We start from the raw sequence: 15276 nt of genomic DNA on the forward strand, positions 1-15276 counted from the left end.
TGAGGCAGAAGCCCAGTATTAGCACTTTCTTTTTATCTTTTAAATGAATCCTTTTCTTTTTAACTCCTCAATCACCTTTGATTCCTCAGCTGTTGGAGTAGGTGTTTGTTTTTCTTGTATTGACAATTCTAATTGGTTTAATCCCCAACTATTTAGTATACTCCACAACTGGTCAGAAATTCTAATATCTCTTTCTCTAATCTCATCAAGGCCCCAATCGTTATAATGATTGGAAAGGTTTAATAATAACTGTACTTTTGATTTCTCGTAACTTTCTTGTTTCTTTTTAAAGTATCCATTACTCGCAATAATGTTTAATTTCTTCTCAAAAGGCACCTTATTCCCTATATGTTCCACTAACTCTTTTACTTCTTTATCCGAGTTAGTAGGAAAATAACTAGATTGCCATTTTCGAGGAAGAATGTGCTCTATTTCCCATCTATCAGGAAGCAAAACCTCTTGATTTTGATACGCTAGAATTTTTAAAATCATACGAACAGTATTGCGATGAGCAGTCTTAATTTTGGTTTTTAATTCTTGTTCATCTACAGTAGAAAAAACGAAAGTTGGAGTAGATGATCTAATAATTTCAGCATTTAAATTTAAGATGCCTCGCTTTACAGCATTTATAGTCGGTGTCACTATATACCTTGCTGCTAACACAGCTAGTAATTTCTTGAGGAATTTTAAGAATAGTTCCTCAAAGTCTTGCGCCCCCCTATGTTTAAGGTAATAAATAACTACGGGATACTTCCAAAATTCATTTGGATATGAAGATAATTCATCAAGTACTTGTTTCACTTCAATATTTTTAGACCAGTCTTCATCTTCAATTTCTACACGATTATTGATGACAAGCCATAGGTTCAGCACCGTACGTAAATTGTCCATCAATTCGCTCTTATAAAGCTGTTCAAAATTATTTTTTGAATAGTATTTTCTTATACCCGGAGTCGTTGTATTTCTATCGTTTTCTAACGCTCTTATATAAAACATATAGTAATAGAACAATTTTTGAATACTTTCATTCGCATTGACAGCCTCATCATCAAGTTGTTGCCACTGTTCAATAAACTGCGCTTTTCCTTCAGCATCCAAGTGGTTATAAATCTTTGCTTTAAAAATATCTGCATCAGATAGAGCGAGTCCTCTATCGTTTAAAGTTGAGAAGATCGTTAAAGCAGTATCTTGAGAATCTGCAGTAATTGGTAGTAGAATTGCTTTGTTTAAAGCATTTAGGATGAATTTGAAAAACAATAGAGGCTCATTCGTATTAAATTCCTCTATTAACTTTAAAAATAACTTATAGTTCGACGAATAGTTATCTTTAGCACCTTCTTCAAGAATATCGCTTGTCAGAATGTTAAGAAATGTTTTGTTTCCCTCATCCCTGATTACCCTAGATTCAATTAATGTTTTTCCGTAATCAACTTCCGCAGTTAACTCATCCTGCTCCCACAGAGCTGATTCAATTTGTCTCTTGAAATTTTTCACTTCTTTTATCTCAGTCATTGAATTAAGCTTTGAGTAAAGTGCACGAAGCAATAAAAACAAAGAAGTGATACGCTGTTGACCATCTATAATCTCTTGTTCATTATTCTCATTTTCGTATGAAACAATCGTTCCAAGAAAATAAGTACTTTCACTACCATTTTTCGTGTAATCCACTAAATCATCAAAAAGTGTTTGAATTTGCTCATCAGACCATGCATATGGACGTTGATACTCAGGGATAATGAATTTGTTCACTTTTCCTGTTTCTAATAATTGTTTAACACTCTGCTTATTCACTTCGATTGTTGTAGCCACAATTATTCTCCCTTCTGTATGTTCCTATCAGTTTAATTCATTTAGCAAAAGCCCTTATTTACAAGGGCTTTTAATATTCTTTATGGTCTAAGTTCAATCTCTACATTTAGCTCTATTAATTTTGAGAGATCAGGTCTTTACTCTTTACATCTTCAAAATACTGAGTAAACGAAGAAACGCCTGAATAAGATATTGAAAGGTATTCTTTAGCACGAGTCATTCCTATATACATTAGCGGTACTTCTTTACCTTGATCCTTTTCATATTTATATGGCATTAAATCCGCTTTCACAATAAATACTGAGTGGAAATCAAGACCTTTACTACTATCAAGGGAGCAAATTTTAACCGTTTCTTCCTCTGGATTAAACTTATGTTTTGTTGCACCATTTTCAGTTATCCAATTGTATGGAATATCCTTTGCTTTAAACGCCGTTTGAATCGCTGATATATATTGGCTGTTATATCCCTTTATACGGTATAAAATGGCCATTTCAGAGTATGGTACGTTTTTTTCACAGTGTTGATTCACTATTTCTTTAGTAATTCCCTCTATTTCTTCTTTAAATGTACTACATCTTAAAATATCTACCTCTGGCCCTTTACGTTTCGTCTTTTTTGGAGGTATGATTTCAATTGTCTCTGTCTGTTCTTGTTTTAATTTAAGTTCTAAATTGCTATGGCTATCGTAAAACTTCCATGCAAATGCTACAATCTGTGACGTATTACGATAATTTATATTTAAGATTCTAGATCTACCTCTAAAATCGAGTCCCGTATCTTTTACATAACTTCTACTTTTCCGATAAATATTTTGCGCTCTATCTTCTACCAAAAGCAAGGATTGCGTCTCTTGATTTAAGCATAAACTGATGAGATGAAGCCAGCTCCCTTTAAAATCTTGCCCTTCATCTATTAAGATGGCATCATACTTTATAACGGTTGACGCGTCATTTTCTATCTTTTCAATATACGTTTCAACTTCAATATCAGTAATTCCATGGTCTTTCTTAATCCATTGGTGAAAATTTAGAATTTGTATATTATTTAAATTCGGTGTTTGATTAGGTTCTGATGTTAAAATCTCACTTGGTTCGGTGTATTTAGAATGAACCATCTGTTTAATATTTTGTTTCAAAGCTGCATTGTAACAGAGTATCAGTATTTTCCATTCCGGGTGTTGTTCTGCTAACATTTTTGCTCGAGTCGCTAAGATTAAGGTTTTACCGCTCCCTGCTACTCCTCTAATTAAACGATGTTTATCACCAATCTGTTTAGCCAAGTTTTCCTGGTGCAAATCCATCGTTTTGATGTTTCGAAAAGATAATAACAGTTTGTCTTGGTATGGGACTGGTTCACAACCTGCCCCAACGCGTATTTCTTTGTATAGATGATAACGAATCCTTTCTAATTCGTCAGATGATAGTGGTGTATTTAACTTAAAAGGCACATGAAACATATCAACCAATTTTTCTATTAAAATCTCGTGATCAAATTGATCATTATCCGGATCAATCTGATCACGGGATAAAATAAATTGTGGATCAATGACTTCATATACTTTGTTTTTTAAAAGTTGCTCTTCATGAAGTCGAGTAAATACGACACCATAACCATAAGGAAACTTTAATTTAAACTGATATTTCCCTTCTGTATTGATTAAATCAATGTCTTTTTCAAGCATTTCTTTTATTTTAAAAGCATACTCTCTTGATTGAACTAGAGGACTCTTAACTCTATGTAAATCACCAGACGAGTCTAAAATTCCCCAGGTATTGTCGTTTAGCTCTCTTATTGTATTTTTGGTGTAATCTTTTACTTCCAGAACTAATACTCCTAAATCAGGACCGACTATCACAAAGTCTGGTCTAAATCCATTGATATTAGGCTCATAATGAACAATATAATCCTCGGGTAGATATTCCTTTAATGTTCGAAATAAAATTCGTTCCCCTGCAGTCGCAGTACTTTTAATAGTTTCTGGTACAGTAATCGCCATGTATACTAACACCCCTCTAATAATCCTTATATATCATATATCGGAATTATTTGGGTTTTATAAATAAATGATTATGAAATAATGAATCTTACAATATATCGGTTTGTTTTGAGTACGTTTATTTGCTACTCTAGCCAAAATGATAAGGCTGTCGTTATATAACTAGATGACATCTCAAATCAAAAAGCTCTTAAATTAATAATTTAAGAGCTTTTAGTTTAAGAATTTTCAGATCCATCCCCAGCGACAGGTGTGATTTGTTTTTTTAGTTGTGACTTTTATTTTTATTAATTTTGTGAATGATCGCTTTATATACAATATATATTAGATACATTACATAGCCTAAAACAAATGTAATGATTAAATCTTTAAATGCCAAGCTTGCCCCTTTTTGTGTAATGATACTCCAAATTAGGGGGAGTATTTCTACAGTGAATGCCAATGCAGCTCCTAATAATGAAGGTAATACGATAAAAGTAATAACAAATGATTTAAAAGATTTAAGCATACTAATCTCCTTTGAGAATTTTTAACAAGAGTGAGTCATTTCTAGATTAACTCTTTTACTCCACATTTAGCAACACTTCATTGGTAGCCCCCAGGTAAAGCGACACCAGCTAATTTTTTAATTAAAAATTTAGTAGCACTTTTACCAAGATGTTTCTTAATGTTGTTATACATGATTGAAGAAGCTTTTTTCCAAGCATGTGATTTTAATGCTTTTTTCACTTGTTTGTTGTATGCTCGTTTTACTACATCTAATCCTACTGCACCTCCTGTAGAATTAACAATACACACTCCAAAAGATGCTACACTAAGCGAATTAGCAATCATTGCTTCTTGATTCTTTGGCTCAGGTGATCCGTATTTCGCTTCTACTTTGTTTACATCCACTTTTATTATTTCACCCTGTTTATTCACAGTAGCAGCTTCCGTATATAAAAATTCAAGCTGTTCTGCCATTTCATTAATAATTTCTTCTTCAGTTAAATCCTCATCAGTTTCATCGTTAATGTTGTCATCACTTTCAATATTGTCTTGTGAACCCATGTTTTCAATACTAATTGAATGGAAATCTTTTTGTCCTTCAATATTGAATGTCTCTCTTGCCTCTGTAAATGGGGCAAAGATAGTAAGTGAAAGTATAATTGCTACAATTATTATAATAGTTTTTCTCAATCCAAATACCTCCAAAATATAAATAATAGATTTCATTCACCCGCATTATATCGAAACTATATATCTATATTTACATTAAAATAAGCTTAAAATTTAAATAGTTGGAAGTATTATTACTATTAAAGAAGATTTATATTGGTTTTATTGATAGCATGATTAATTATTTAGATGTATTGAATACTGAGAGATAAAACCAAAATTAGATAATAAAAAAAGGATAGCCTATAGCAATTAAATGCTATTAACTATCCATTTGCTTCATCTATCTTAATTATAAAAACCTCACCTACTTATGATAAGGCTCTCCGTGATGCCTTTAAATGAGGTTATTTAAAAACCTTGGTGGAGACCAACCTCTACCAAGGTTCTAAAATATTATTTTATGTTAGAAGATCTCTAGAATTACATTTAAATTAGAAAGTGCTTATCACTCTTCACAAAAACTAATGATTTCCTTCGGTACAGGTTCAAATATTAATACCTCTGGCTTTGGATAAGGTCTTTTCCTCAAATAATCTTTGAGTGGGATCATACTTTTCCAGTACTGCTCAATCCAATAATCAATCGTTTCTCCAGTGTCAAAATTTAAAGCTTCCTCATCAAACTCTTTCATATCTTCATAGAATGCTTGATCATAAATAGAAAGTGAAATTTCACTATCAAATACAAATATCTTGTCCGTAAATATAGGGAAACAAAAAGACTCGGAAAAACGATTGATTATATCAGCGCCTATTGCTTCTTTGAAATGAATCCATTTAGGAATATCCGAAGGTCTTAAGTTTTCTGTTCTCTCTAATTTCACTCTTCCACCATTACTATATCTATGATTTGACTTCGTAGAATATTTAATGCCACTGTTCATGACTTCCTGCTGTGAAACATGAAACTCATGACTCTCGGGAAAATTTGCATGGTATAGTAAATCACGCATGTATCTCATCTTCTTATTTCTTGATATATGAGTTTTGGTTGAACCTTTTTTATGACTCAAAAGCAGTTCTTTCTGGGAATACTCCTCCCTCTCTGATTAGGCAAACTGCTAACCTTTGAGCAGCTCTATCAAAATAAAATTTTGAGGGAATATTCTCATCTGGTATAGCTTCTATTTCTGAAACTTTTCTCGTCAATTTATTCAATTCAATTTTCCCCATACTATTTTCATTTGGACCAAATCTATATATGACTGCATCTTTATTTTCAAATTCTTTTAGTAATAAGACGTATGAAGCCATCTTCATTCCTCCTTTAATGGATACCAAGGACGACCAGACTTTACTGTTTTATCATGTGCTGTCCTATAATTTGTATTAAAAATCCCCTCGAACTTTGATTCAAATATTTCATGATTTAATAGTGCAATATCATTCTTATTATAACTTCCTTTTTGTAGCCTGTCCCATGCCTGTGCAATTTCATAATCAGGATCAAAGCGTCCGACACCATGCTCCTTTATGTGTTCCTTAATAAATAAATGCTCTTTAATTCTTTGAACTCTTTCTTTAGTCATTCCTGTATTTTTAGAAATTAACTGAACATCCATTTTAGATTTTCTAAAATTAGCATACATTTCTTCTGCTCTATCAAGTTGTTTTAGATAGTCATCGATTGAAATTTCCCTACCACCAGTTTGAATTCCATTTGTACCCTTAATCCCCATCTTCCCATGAAACCCTTTCGCCCCAAACGGCAAAAGCATTCCAAGCGCCGCATTCATACTTGCTTCCTGCTGTTCTTTTGAGACCTTATTTCCAAACATGTCTCGGCCTGTGATTGCTTCGCTGAAGCCGTTAGTGGCGGTGAGGCCATATAAGCCTTTTTGAGATGTTTTTAGGGCGTCAAAAGACTTTTGGGATGTCTTGTAAACGTCAACCGCTCTAACTGCGGCTGATGTGGCTTGGGTGGTTTTATAGACGGCTTTCCCGCCTTTGAAAATGCGTCCTGCCCAACCGACGATTGGGATATAACCCGCTGCTGCCATACCGCCTGCTGCGACTCGCTGGCCTGGGGTTAGCTCTTCCCCTGTGATTGGATCGACGCCCGTTGCGGCACGTTTTGCATCGTTCACACCAGTCAGTTCATTCACGATATTTCCACCATAATCGAGTGCTTTCTCATACCAAGGACGGTTGGCGAGGGCTTCTTGTTCCTTTACGATCTCGCGGGTTTCTTCTTGTTCTTTTTTGATTTTTAGATATTCAGAAGTTTGCTTTTCAATATCGCTTTTTGCCTTGTAGATTTCGCTATTTTGATACGATTTCTTGTCAAAATTCATAGGCGAAATCGCTTTTCCGTCATTTGTCGCATTGATCATTTCAGCGTACAATGCCATTGTAGCTTGTTGCTCCGTCTCTGACAAAGCATATTCATCTTTTAAATTTTGATCAAGCTCTCTTAGGTCTTTGACCGTCTTTTTTCGTTCATCTTCCGCATCTTCTATTTTTTCATCAAAGGTTAGACTATCATATACCTCTAGAGAAATGAGATCATCAATGTCTTCAAAAATTGTTTTGAGTGCCTTTTTTTGATCCTTTACAATGCTTTTGGCATTCTTGATGCCCATATGTACTGCGTTGTCTAAAAAGTGTTCTTCTACAAAGGTATCGCCGCCAAAGCTCGTATCATCAAGTGTCCCAGAAACACCTTCATGAAAGGCTTTTTGCTTATCAATGAAGCTAATAAACATGTCTACATTTCCAGCAAGCTCTTTATAGAAACTTTTAATGTTATCTGCACCTTTCCCAGTGAAGTCATCACCGAGGTTTGCGACGCCTTGTAGTGCCTTTTTTAAATCGACCATTTGTTCGCGAAGTTCCTGATAGTGTTTTGCTCTTGTATCCATGGCATTTGTAAGTGCTTTTGCATCAAGTATTTTATTCAGGGAAAGTCACCACCCTTTATTTAGTTCACATGTATTATTTTACTATCTCTCTCTATCATTTGGAAATATTTCGAGTTTATTATCAAAATAGCAAAAAGCCACACGCTAAAGCTGTGCAGCCTTTTGTGACTTTTAGGTTTTCACTGGATTCGACTTTGTCCTACTTCACATCATCTCTTAAGTTGCATAAGTTCAGCCAATACATCATCAGAGTTTGTCAGTGTTCTTGCGTTTGATTGAAACCCCCGTTGAGAGATAATCATCTCGGTCATCTCATCCGATAAATCTACATTAGACATTTCTAATGTACCTGATCTCAATTTGTTATCATCATTTGGATCATATTGCTCATCACCAGAACTTGCAGTTTTACGATATAGGTTTCCACCGATCTTGTCCAGTCCTGCTGGATTATTGAAGGTCGCTAGAACAATAGGTCCTGCTTCTCTTAATGTACCTTCATCACCGACAATCGTATAATAAACCGTTCCATCTTTCCCAATTGATTGAATATTAACATTTGGGCGTTCCTCTCCAGAAGTAGCATCCCAATCAGATGGCTTTGGAATCATAATAGATTCTAGAAGAATCGTGTTATTAAATGGTGGTAATATTTCACCTGTTTGATTATTTCTAGCTAATCCTTTAATCGGAACACCATCTTGATTCACAAGTACACCATCAGCTCCAATATAGAAGTTACCTGCTCTTGTAAATGTTCTTGTATCATCCGCTCCTTTTTGAACTATAAAATACCCTTCTCCTTGGATTGATACATCTAGTGTTCTTCCCGTGGTTTCAAGACTGTTTGGAGCCTGTTTAGTATGAATTGCACCTACAGATACACCTAATCCAACTTGTTTAGAATTCTTGTTTAATGAAGCAGTTTCCAGTGTTTGGCTCAGCATATCTTTAAAAGTAACCTGATCTTTCTTATAAGATACAGTGTTTACATTGGCAACATTATTACTTATAACATCAAGTTTTGTTTGAAAGGCTTTTAAACCAGAAACACCAGAATACATTGACCTTAACATGTCTCTTCCCCCTCTGCTTTTTCTCGTAATGTGTCAAAAGGAACAAATACATCTTTTGCTACCTTTGCAATGATCATATTTCCACTAGCATTAAACGAACCATTAATCACACCACCAGCAATTGGGACAAGTTTAATTAAGTTTACAGCACCTTTTGATCCGAACTTTGTTACAAGTCTAAATCCAACTTTTTGATTAATCTTCACCAGTAGTTGTCTAGGGACTTTGTGTATTGTAGTTACAACCAGTTTTCCTCCTATAGTTAAACTCAATTTTTCGATTAGTTCTATTCCACTCTTTCCAATTAAACAAATGTATACAAATGTTTTCACTTTATCGTCTTGCAAGTCGTATCCTCTTAAATAAGCAATACACGCAATCATACGAATTTGATTATATAAATTAGATACCATATCTGTTGGGACAGCAACAGGCAGAGTCACTACACCACCCACACCAGTTAAAAACCCAGTTGCACCGACTTTTGCGGTCTGCCAACGTATTAAAGCGTTTACTGCATCTTCTCTAGATCGATGCTTTTTCAAATAATCCTCCGCTAACTGCTTTGCAGAAAGTGAGGTTGAAAAACCATTCAATGATTTCTCAAAACACCAGTCAAGTAACTGCACCATTTTGTGTTGATTTAATTCTTTCCCCATAGAATTTACACCTTTCTATATCTAAATCATTTTCTTTAGCATTTCTCCGTTAACTTTAAAATGAGAAGGGACCTGAAATTTTTCCGATAATACATCAATCTTCATCTCCTTCTGTATGAGAAAAACATTTGGTAAACGCTCTTTTGTTATTTTTTCTTTCAAAAATCCTGTAAGATAGAAAGAGTTTTGGTGTAATAGAATATCTACTGGTGCAATGACTATCTTTCCCTTTTCTGAGCTTGATAATTGTATCCATTTTTTCTTTTCAATTGCCTCAGTCAACAATTTTAAGGTGTTCAATACTGACGTTGCATCTTTTTCAGTATCACATTCATGCAAGTACCTTGAAAAAAATTGAGTTGTTTGTTGATCTTGGATAGGGATTGAGAAGAGAATCTTTTCTAATAATTTTCTTGATTCATTTGATGTTAAGCTGCTACTGTCTAACACAATTTTAAAGAGAGCCATCATTTCACCTTTATGTAATTGCATACTCTCGTTTATTGATAGAGTATAGCCTCCTAAACGCCGATCATAGATGAGTTCTAATTGATAATGAAACCTTTCAATATAATATTTCAGATCAGCAACGTCTCTTTGTATCGTCTTGAGCGTCACTTGAAAACGATCTGATTCAACTTGCTTTTTAATCACTTCTTTGTTTAAAAGTTTTTCATACAAGAACAGCATCCGATTAGTTTTGTTTCTTTCAAATTTCAACACATACACCTTTTCTGCAATTATGTTGGTTGTTTTTTACTATAACCAAATACATGGACACAACATGTCCATTCCAAAAAATCATTAGACTGTTTAAAATTCCCCCATTCCCCCTATGATTCTGAAACATACCTTCAAACACCACTTCCTCTCACAAATGACAGATATCAAAACAAATAGAAAAAGGAGTAGCAAAATCATCCTCATTGGATGACTCCGCTACTCCTTTTTCGTTATGAAAATATTTTAAGACTCGATGATTCAACGTTATTTGAATACTTTCAATTTCCCTTTTATCAGATATTGTGATTTGATCAATCATCAACCTCATTAACTGTTTCATTTGTTCGTTGGTCAATTGTTTTTTTAATCTCGTATGAAACTCTTTCATTATGGCTGATACAACATTATAATCTATTGGTTTCGTGTGACTTTCACCTAACTTCTCTGTAATGAGGCGCATTCTTTCCTCTAGCTTTTCTTGATCAGAATTGATGTTTTTCAATCGATTTTGCAAATCTAATTTAGTAATTGTCCTGTCCTCGTAAATCTCAATTACTTTTTGTTTCTTTGATTGCAGGTTTGATAGATCAATTTTCAACTGTCTATATTGTTTCTCTAATTCAGGCATTTTATTCTTTTCACTATTATTGAGTTTAGAAAGAATAGCATTAATAACCTTCTCATTATTCGCCACTTTAGAAATCTGATTCAAAACAAATTTGTCTGCATAATCAGCACGCACTCCATTTGATTGACATACAGTAGACCCTTTATTCTTCCACGCACCACAAACATAATATTCTAATATTCTTTTTGTTCCATCTTTTCTCTTATTGGTTGTTCTTCCTATAACCATTCCTGACCCGCAAACAGGACATTTCATAATGCCCGTTAAAGGGAATTTGCCATTATGGATTCGATTTGGTTTTCCCGATTTACTTTTCATAATAGATTTTGCCTTTTCCCATGTTTCTTCGGTAATGATTGGCTGATGTTTGCCTTTCTCTATGACTGGATGAGGATTAATATTATTGCGTCTCTTTTCTTCCCAATCTCTTCTTACATTAAAACGAATCATGCCTACATATAATGGATTTGTTAAAATTGTTTTTATCGCTGATATTGAAAATGATTTATTCTTTTTAGTTGTGAAACCTTTTTTATTCAAATGATTAGCAATAGATTTATAGCCATGACCTGTGTTATACATGTGAAATATTTCTCTTACTATTGACGCTTCTTCCTCATTGATGACCAATTTAGATTGTTTTCTTTTACGATTATCATCAAAATGACCAACCACATCGTATCCAGGAACCTGTCCACCGTTCCATGATCCTTCTCTTGCTCTTGCAATCATTCCCATCTTTACGTTCTCTGCTATGTTCGATCTTTCAAACTCGGCTATAATCGCCATCATTTGGAATTGCTTAACGCCAGATGGTGTTTCGGTTTCATGACGCTCTGTTAAAGAACGAAATGAAATATGCTTTTTCTTTAACAAATCAACGATAGTTAACAAATCTAACGTTTTTCTTGAAAATCGATTCATTTTCCAAACAAGAACCATATCAAAGGCATGTTCATTTGCATTTCTAAGTAATTGCTGTAATGCAGGTCTGCCTTTTATTGATTTGCCACTTATACCTCTATCATCATAAATTTTGAATACTTCATATCCTTCACGATCACACATTTCTTTCAAAACTCTAATCTGTTCTTCAATGCTATACCCTTCCTCCGCTTGCTCTGTTGTTGATACTCTCACATATAACGCAGCCTTTCTCCGTTCTAATGTCGTATTTAGATCCATTATTGCTTTTGTCGAATTATTCATCTTCCTTCCTCGCTTTTCTTTGATTCTTTATCAATATCACTAATCGCTTCTCTTACAACAACAGTCATCATTTCTATAACAATGTCAAAATCTTTATTCTTATCTTCGTAACATAAATCCATTATCCTCATCCTTTTCATGATATATATTTGATATATTAGTTCTTTCTGTTAAATGAAAAGGGGAATGGGGGAAAATCCCCCCTGCTGCTTCTTATATGGAACTCTCATATAATTTTTCTAAAGATAAAATATCCTCAGAAAAAACAATACAGATCGTATAAACACCATTTTTTGATTGATTACTCACTCTCATTATATTTATCCGAATTTTCAGTTTGTTGTTTTCGTGATGTAGCACACCTTTTTCTTTTAATGCAAGTAGTACCGATTTGTCATTTGGATACCCCAAATGAGTCACTGCATCTTTAAATACGTTGGACAAAGTGTATACGTATGTTTTACCTTTTTCGTATTCAATTGTGCCCCAAACATCAGAGCCACCTCCACTAGATCCTTTTTGATAATATTTTCTACTATGTTGAATGACATAAACCATAAATTGTCTATGAAAATTTTCGCCAATATTTCGATCTTCAAAAGATTTATTCTCTTGATCAATTAGCATTCTCTTAATCTGATCTCGACATAATTTATATCCAAATCCTTTTTCTAAAAGATCAACTGTTGTTAAAATAAGTGCCATTTTTAAAGAAATGCGGTCAACTAAATGACTAACAGGCATCTCTTTTTTTAATTCTTCTTTATTTCTTTCTAGCAACTCTTCCAATTCCCTAGATGGATAACGATTGAGGAGTCTCGCAAATGCTTCTCCACAGAATCCATAGTTTTCTGTCACTGCCTTTTTCACATTTTCTGCATGATTAGCATCTTTAAACCAGTTGATCCCTTCAAATTCAAACAAACGAACCCGAAGCCCATCATTTTTTTCTGCTCTATTAATAATGGATTGCTCTCCAGTGGTTATAATCGTTGTACACCACGTGCCATTTTTCTTCATGGTTGAATCTTGATTAAGGCGTGCTCGCTCTTGATTTTGTGAAAATTCATAAATAAGGGCGCTTAATTTCTTGCTTTCCATCTCATTCATCGTTGTTTCATCGAAGACGATTGGCATTCCAAAGTTGCCATTTAGCGAGGAGATGAGAGCATTTTTTGTTCCATTAAAAGAACGGATAAGACCTTGATGATTACTGTTTGGATTACCAAAAGGTGATACTGCAAGCATACTAGCAGTAGTCTTGCCAGTAGATGAGAACCCATGTATGTGACACATGAGCGACCAATCCCATAATGATTCACCTGACTGATTAAGAAATCCTAACAATGAAGCAGAGAGGCCTATGCAAAGCATTAGCTCGAGAGGAGCATGTCCTAAAACGTACTCCTGTAATAAATTTTCGTACCCTTCAAAAGATCCCATTGGTTGTAAATTGATATCACCCGAATACCTTGATTCAATTCCATTATCATTGATAAGTGAATGGCTTTTATAGTTCATATATCCGTTTATTCGATCCCATCCTAATCCTGTATGGAAATTTCTTGGATGGATGCTCTTCTCATGCTCACTAAGGAATGAAAAGACTTCTTTTGTCTTTTTATCACCAATAATATCCATACCTTGATTCAAGAATTTCTTTATGCTTTTTCCATCTAAATCCGCTCTTTCAATATCCATTGTGATCCAACGATCAATTGACCAAAAAATAATTTTCATTTTTAATTCGCCTGTCTCTAAACAGCGTTCTATGGATTTAATTTTAGCCGCTTTGGCGATATATTTATATTCCTCCGTTTTTTTATCAAATTTACGTAACTGATTCCCTTGAACACGATAAGGGAATAATTCAATGTCCTTACTGGGTGGTACTAGTATAGCTGGTTCACAATTTTTACGTATCATAAATGTTTCCTCCTAATGTTTGACTGTATAGCTGATTGTATAATCAAACAAAAAAAATACCACGGACGTTTTTTTTAGAGGTTTTTGATCAAAAATTGTCCTTGACAGGTAACTATTCAGCAAAAAAGACAACCCTATTATGATTGTCTTTTTATGTCTTGCATTATTCCTGCTGCTTTTTTCATATCTATTTCCATTAATCGAGTTTCTTCTAAACTTTCATAAAATCTTTTTCTCGCCTCATTAAATTCATATTCATATAACTCAAGCAAGTTTATCTTAGGCTCAATATAATCTATCTTCATATTTAATTCAGTAAAGAGGTCTGTAAACATAGTTGCTTCAAATTCCTTAATTTTGTTTCTAGCTTTAGAAGTGTATTTATTAGAACGTAAATTTTCTTTATGTTCCTTGTTAGTATCTATAAATGCTTTGTGTGTGAACTTTTCTTGTGCATTCCCAATAATTTCATGCACTTGATAAAATAACTCTTCATAATTATCTTCTTCATATTTGTTGAATTTATCTTTTCCAGATAGAGTTCTATCCATTTGCATCTTCAATACTTTCTTGAAAAAGTTGAATACTCTTTCATTTTCAGGCTTAAAAAACACTTTAATAACCTCAGCATATATCTTAAAATTTTCTTTGTTTATTCGTAATTTTTCCCCTTTTTTTCGTTGTCTCCCCATAAAAAACTCGATTTTAATTATAAACCGTTCAATTTTTTTCCGATCTGCTTCTAGACTTCTTAAATGATTCTCTTTTGAATAATCTTCTTTATATATCTCTTTAGTCAACTCAGTAATACCATAGGTCACCAAAAATTCTCTCTCCTTTAAATATACTGTGACTATAGTAACACAAAAAATCAAAGACCTTATTTTTAATTTAAAGAATAAGATGGTTTGCTTCTTCATATGCATTAATCACAAACCATCATCTCTAGTTCTTTTTTGGATTGCTCATTAAATAACAGCTATTTTTTTATCGTATATTCTTCTCCCATCTTTTAAGCAAATTAAATAGAGTGGTTGATTCGTTATTGCCTTGGAAGCAATACCTATCAACCACTCTGATTCTTCTTTATAAATGTATGTGTGAATTAAAACAGGATTCGGAAGTGATTCTAAAACATGACTTGGAAAAAGGGCATTATCAAGTTCGTCATGATACAGCAATACTGTCTCGTTTCCTAAATTGTTCAATTCTATTGTCACTCCAAA

The 15276-nt window shown here is 33.7% G+C and carries 15 protein-coding genes; all 15 read right to left on the reverse strand.

The features are described from left to right. Positions 1 to 39: 39 nt before the first annotated feature. A complete protein-coding gene (locus ACQKEZ_RS09905; protein WP_427300316.1) occupies positions 40 to 1809 on the reverse strand; it encodes a DUF262 domain-containing protein in 1770 nt (589 codons plus the stop codon). A 115-nt stretch (positions 1810 to 1924) separates the two neighbouring features. Further along, positions 1925 to 3808 carry a 3'-5' exonuclease gene (locus ACQKEZ_RS09910; protein WP_427300317.1) on the reverse strand — a complete coding sequence of 628 codons (1884 nt, stop codon included), beginning with the start codon at positions 3806 to 3808 and terminating at the stop codon, positions 1925 to 1927. Between the two features lie 265 nt (positions 3809 to 4073). Then, positions 4074 to 4316: a hypothetical protein gene (locus ACQKEZ_RS09915; protein WP_427300319.1), complete on the reverse strand. Its 243-nt coding sequence runs from the start codon at positions 4314 to 4316 to the stop codon at positions 4074 to 4076. 77 nt (positions 4317 to 4393) lie between these two features. Next, positions 4394 to 4987: a hypothetical protein gene (locus tag ACQKEZ_RS09920; protein WP_427300321.1), complete on the reverse strand. Its 594-nt coding sequence runs from the start codon at positions 4985 to 4987 to the stop codon at positions 4394 to 4396. Between the two features lie 427 nt (positions 4988 to 5414). Continuing rightward, positions 5415 to 5921, reverse strand: coding sequence for a DNA polymerase III (locus ACQKEZ_RS09925; RefSeq protein WP_427300323.1), 507 nt, complete (start codon positions 5919 to 5921; stop codon positions 5415 to 5417). A gap of 49 nt (positions 5922 to 5970) precedes the next feature. Then, on the reverse strand, positions 5971 to 6222 hold the full coding sequence (locus ACQKEZ_RS09930; RefSeq protein ID WP_427300325.1) for a hypothetical protein: 252 nt from the start codon (positions 6220 to 6222) through the stop codon (positions 5971 to 5973). Positions 6223 to 6224: 2 nt separating this feature from the next. Beyond that, positions 6225 to 7868, reverse strand: a complete 1644-nt coding sequence (locus tag ACQKEZ_RS09935) for a ribonuclease YeeF family protein (protein WP_427300565.1) — start codon at positions 7866 to 7868, stop codon at positions 6225 to 6227. 170 nt (positions 7869 to 8038) lie between these two features. After that, entirely contained in the window at positions 8039 to 8905 is an 867-nt protein-coding gene (locus tag ACQKEZ_RS09940; RefSeq protein WP_427300327.1) for a flagellar hook-basal body complex protein, read from the reverse strand. Continuing rightward, on the reverse strand, positions 8899 to 9564 hold the full coding sequence (locus ACQKEZ_RS09945; RefSeq protein WP_427300328.1) for an EcsC family protein: 666 nt from the start codon (positions 9562 to 9564) through the stop codon (positions 8899 to 8901). Before ACQKEZ_RS09945 ends, ACQKEZ_RS09940 begins: the two co-directional genes overlap by 7 nt. Before the next feature lie 21 nt (positions 9565 to 9585). Continuing rightward, on the reverse strand, positions 9586 to 10284 hold the full coding sequence (locus ACQKEZ_RS09950; RefSeq protein WP_427300329.1) for a helix-turn-helix transcriptional regulator: 699 nt from the start codon (positions 10282 to 10284) through the stop codon (positions 9586 to 9588). 151 nt (positions 10285 to 10435) lie between these two features. Next, positions 10436 to 12055 (reverse strand): recombinase family protein, encoded by a 1620-nt coding sequence (locus ACQKEZ_RS09955; RefSeq protein WP_427300331.1) that lies wholly within the window; start codon positions 12053 to 12055, stop codon positions 10436 to 10438. A gap of 65 nt (positions 12056 to 12120) precedes the next feature. After that, positions 12121 to 12246: a hypothetical protein gene (locus tag ACQKEZ_RS09960; protein ID WP_427300333.1), complete on the reverse strand. Its 126-nt coding sequence runs from the start codon at positions 12244 to 12246 to the stop codon at positions 12121 to 12123. 91 nt (positions 12247 to 12337) lie between these two features. After that, positions 12338 to 14050: a DUF927 domain-containing protein gene (locus ACQKEZ_RS09965; RefSeq protein WP_427300335.1), complete on the reverse strand. Its 1713-nt coding sequence runs from the start codon at positions 14048 to 14050 to the stop codon at positions 12338 to 12340. A 137-nt stretch (positions 14051 to 14187) separates the two neighbouring features. Then, a complete protein-coding gene (locus ACQKEZ_RS09970) occupies positions 14188 to 14874 on the reverse strand; it encodes a hypothetical protein (RefSeq protein WP_427300337.1) in 687 nt (228 codons plus the stop codon). A 144-nt stretch (positions 14875 to 15018) separates the two neighbouring features. Beyond that, entirely contained in the window at positions 15019 to 15270 is a 252-nt protein-coding gene (locus ACQKEZ_RS09975) for a hypothetical protein (RefSeq protein ID WP_427300338.1), read from the reverse strand. Between the last annotated feature and the right edge of the window lie 6 nt (positions 15271 to 15276).

The organism is Bacillus sp. NPDC077027 (assembly GCF_050269555.1).
Lineage (GTDB): Bacteria > Bacillota > Bacilli > Bacillales > Bacillaceae > Bacillus.

Bases quoted from the DNA above. Each gene is read 5' to 3' on its own strand.
- ACQKEZ_RS09910 (WP_427300317.1), bottom strand. From the start codon at position 3,808: ATGGCGATTACTGTACCAGAAACTATTAAAAGTACTGCGACTGCAGGG.
- ACQKEZ_RS09915 (WP_427300319.1), bottom strand. From the start codon at position 4,316: ATGCTTAAATCTTTTAAATCATTTGTTATTACTTTTATCGTATTACCT.
- ACQKEZ_RS09925 (WP_427300323.1), bottom strand. From the start codon at position 5,921: ATGCGTGATTTACTATACCATGCAAATTTTCCCGAGAGTCATGAGTTT.
- ACQKEZ_RS09930 (WP_427300325.1), bottom strand. From the start codon at position 6,222: ATGGCTTCATACGTCTTATTACTAAAAGAATTTGAAAATAAAGATGCA.
- ACQKEZ_RS09940 (WP_427300327.1), bottom strand. From the start codon at position 8,905: ATGTTAAGGTCAATGTATTCTGGTGTTTCTGGTTTAAAAGCCTTTCAA.
- ACQKEZ_RS09945 (WP_427300328.1), bottom strand. From the start codon at position 9,564: ATGGGGAAAGAATTAAATCAACACAAAATGGTGCAGTTACTTGACTGG.
- ACQKEZ_RS09960 (WP_427300333.1), bottom strand. From the start codon at position 12,246: ATGGATTTATGTTACGAAGATAAGAATAAAGATTTTGACATTGTTATA.
- ACQKEZ_RS09965 (WP_427300335.1), bottom strand. From the start codon at position 14,050: ATGATACGTAAAAATTGTGAACCAGCTATACTAGTACCACCCAGTAAG.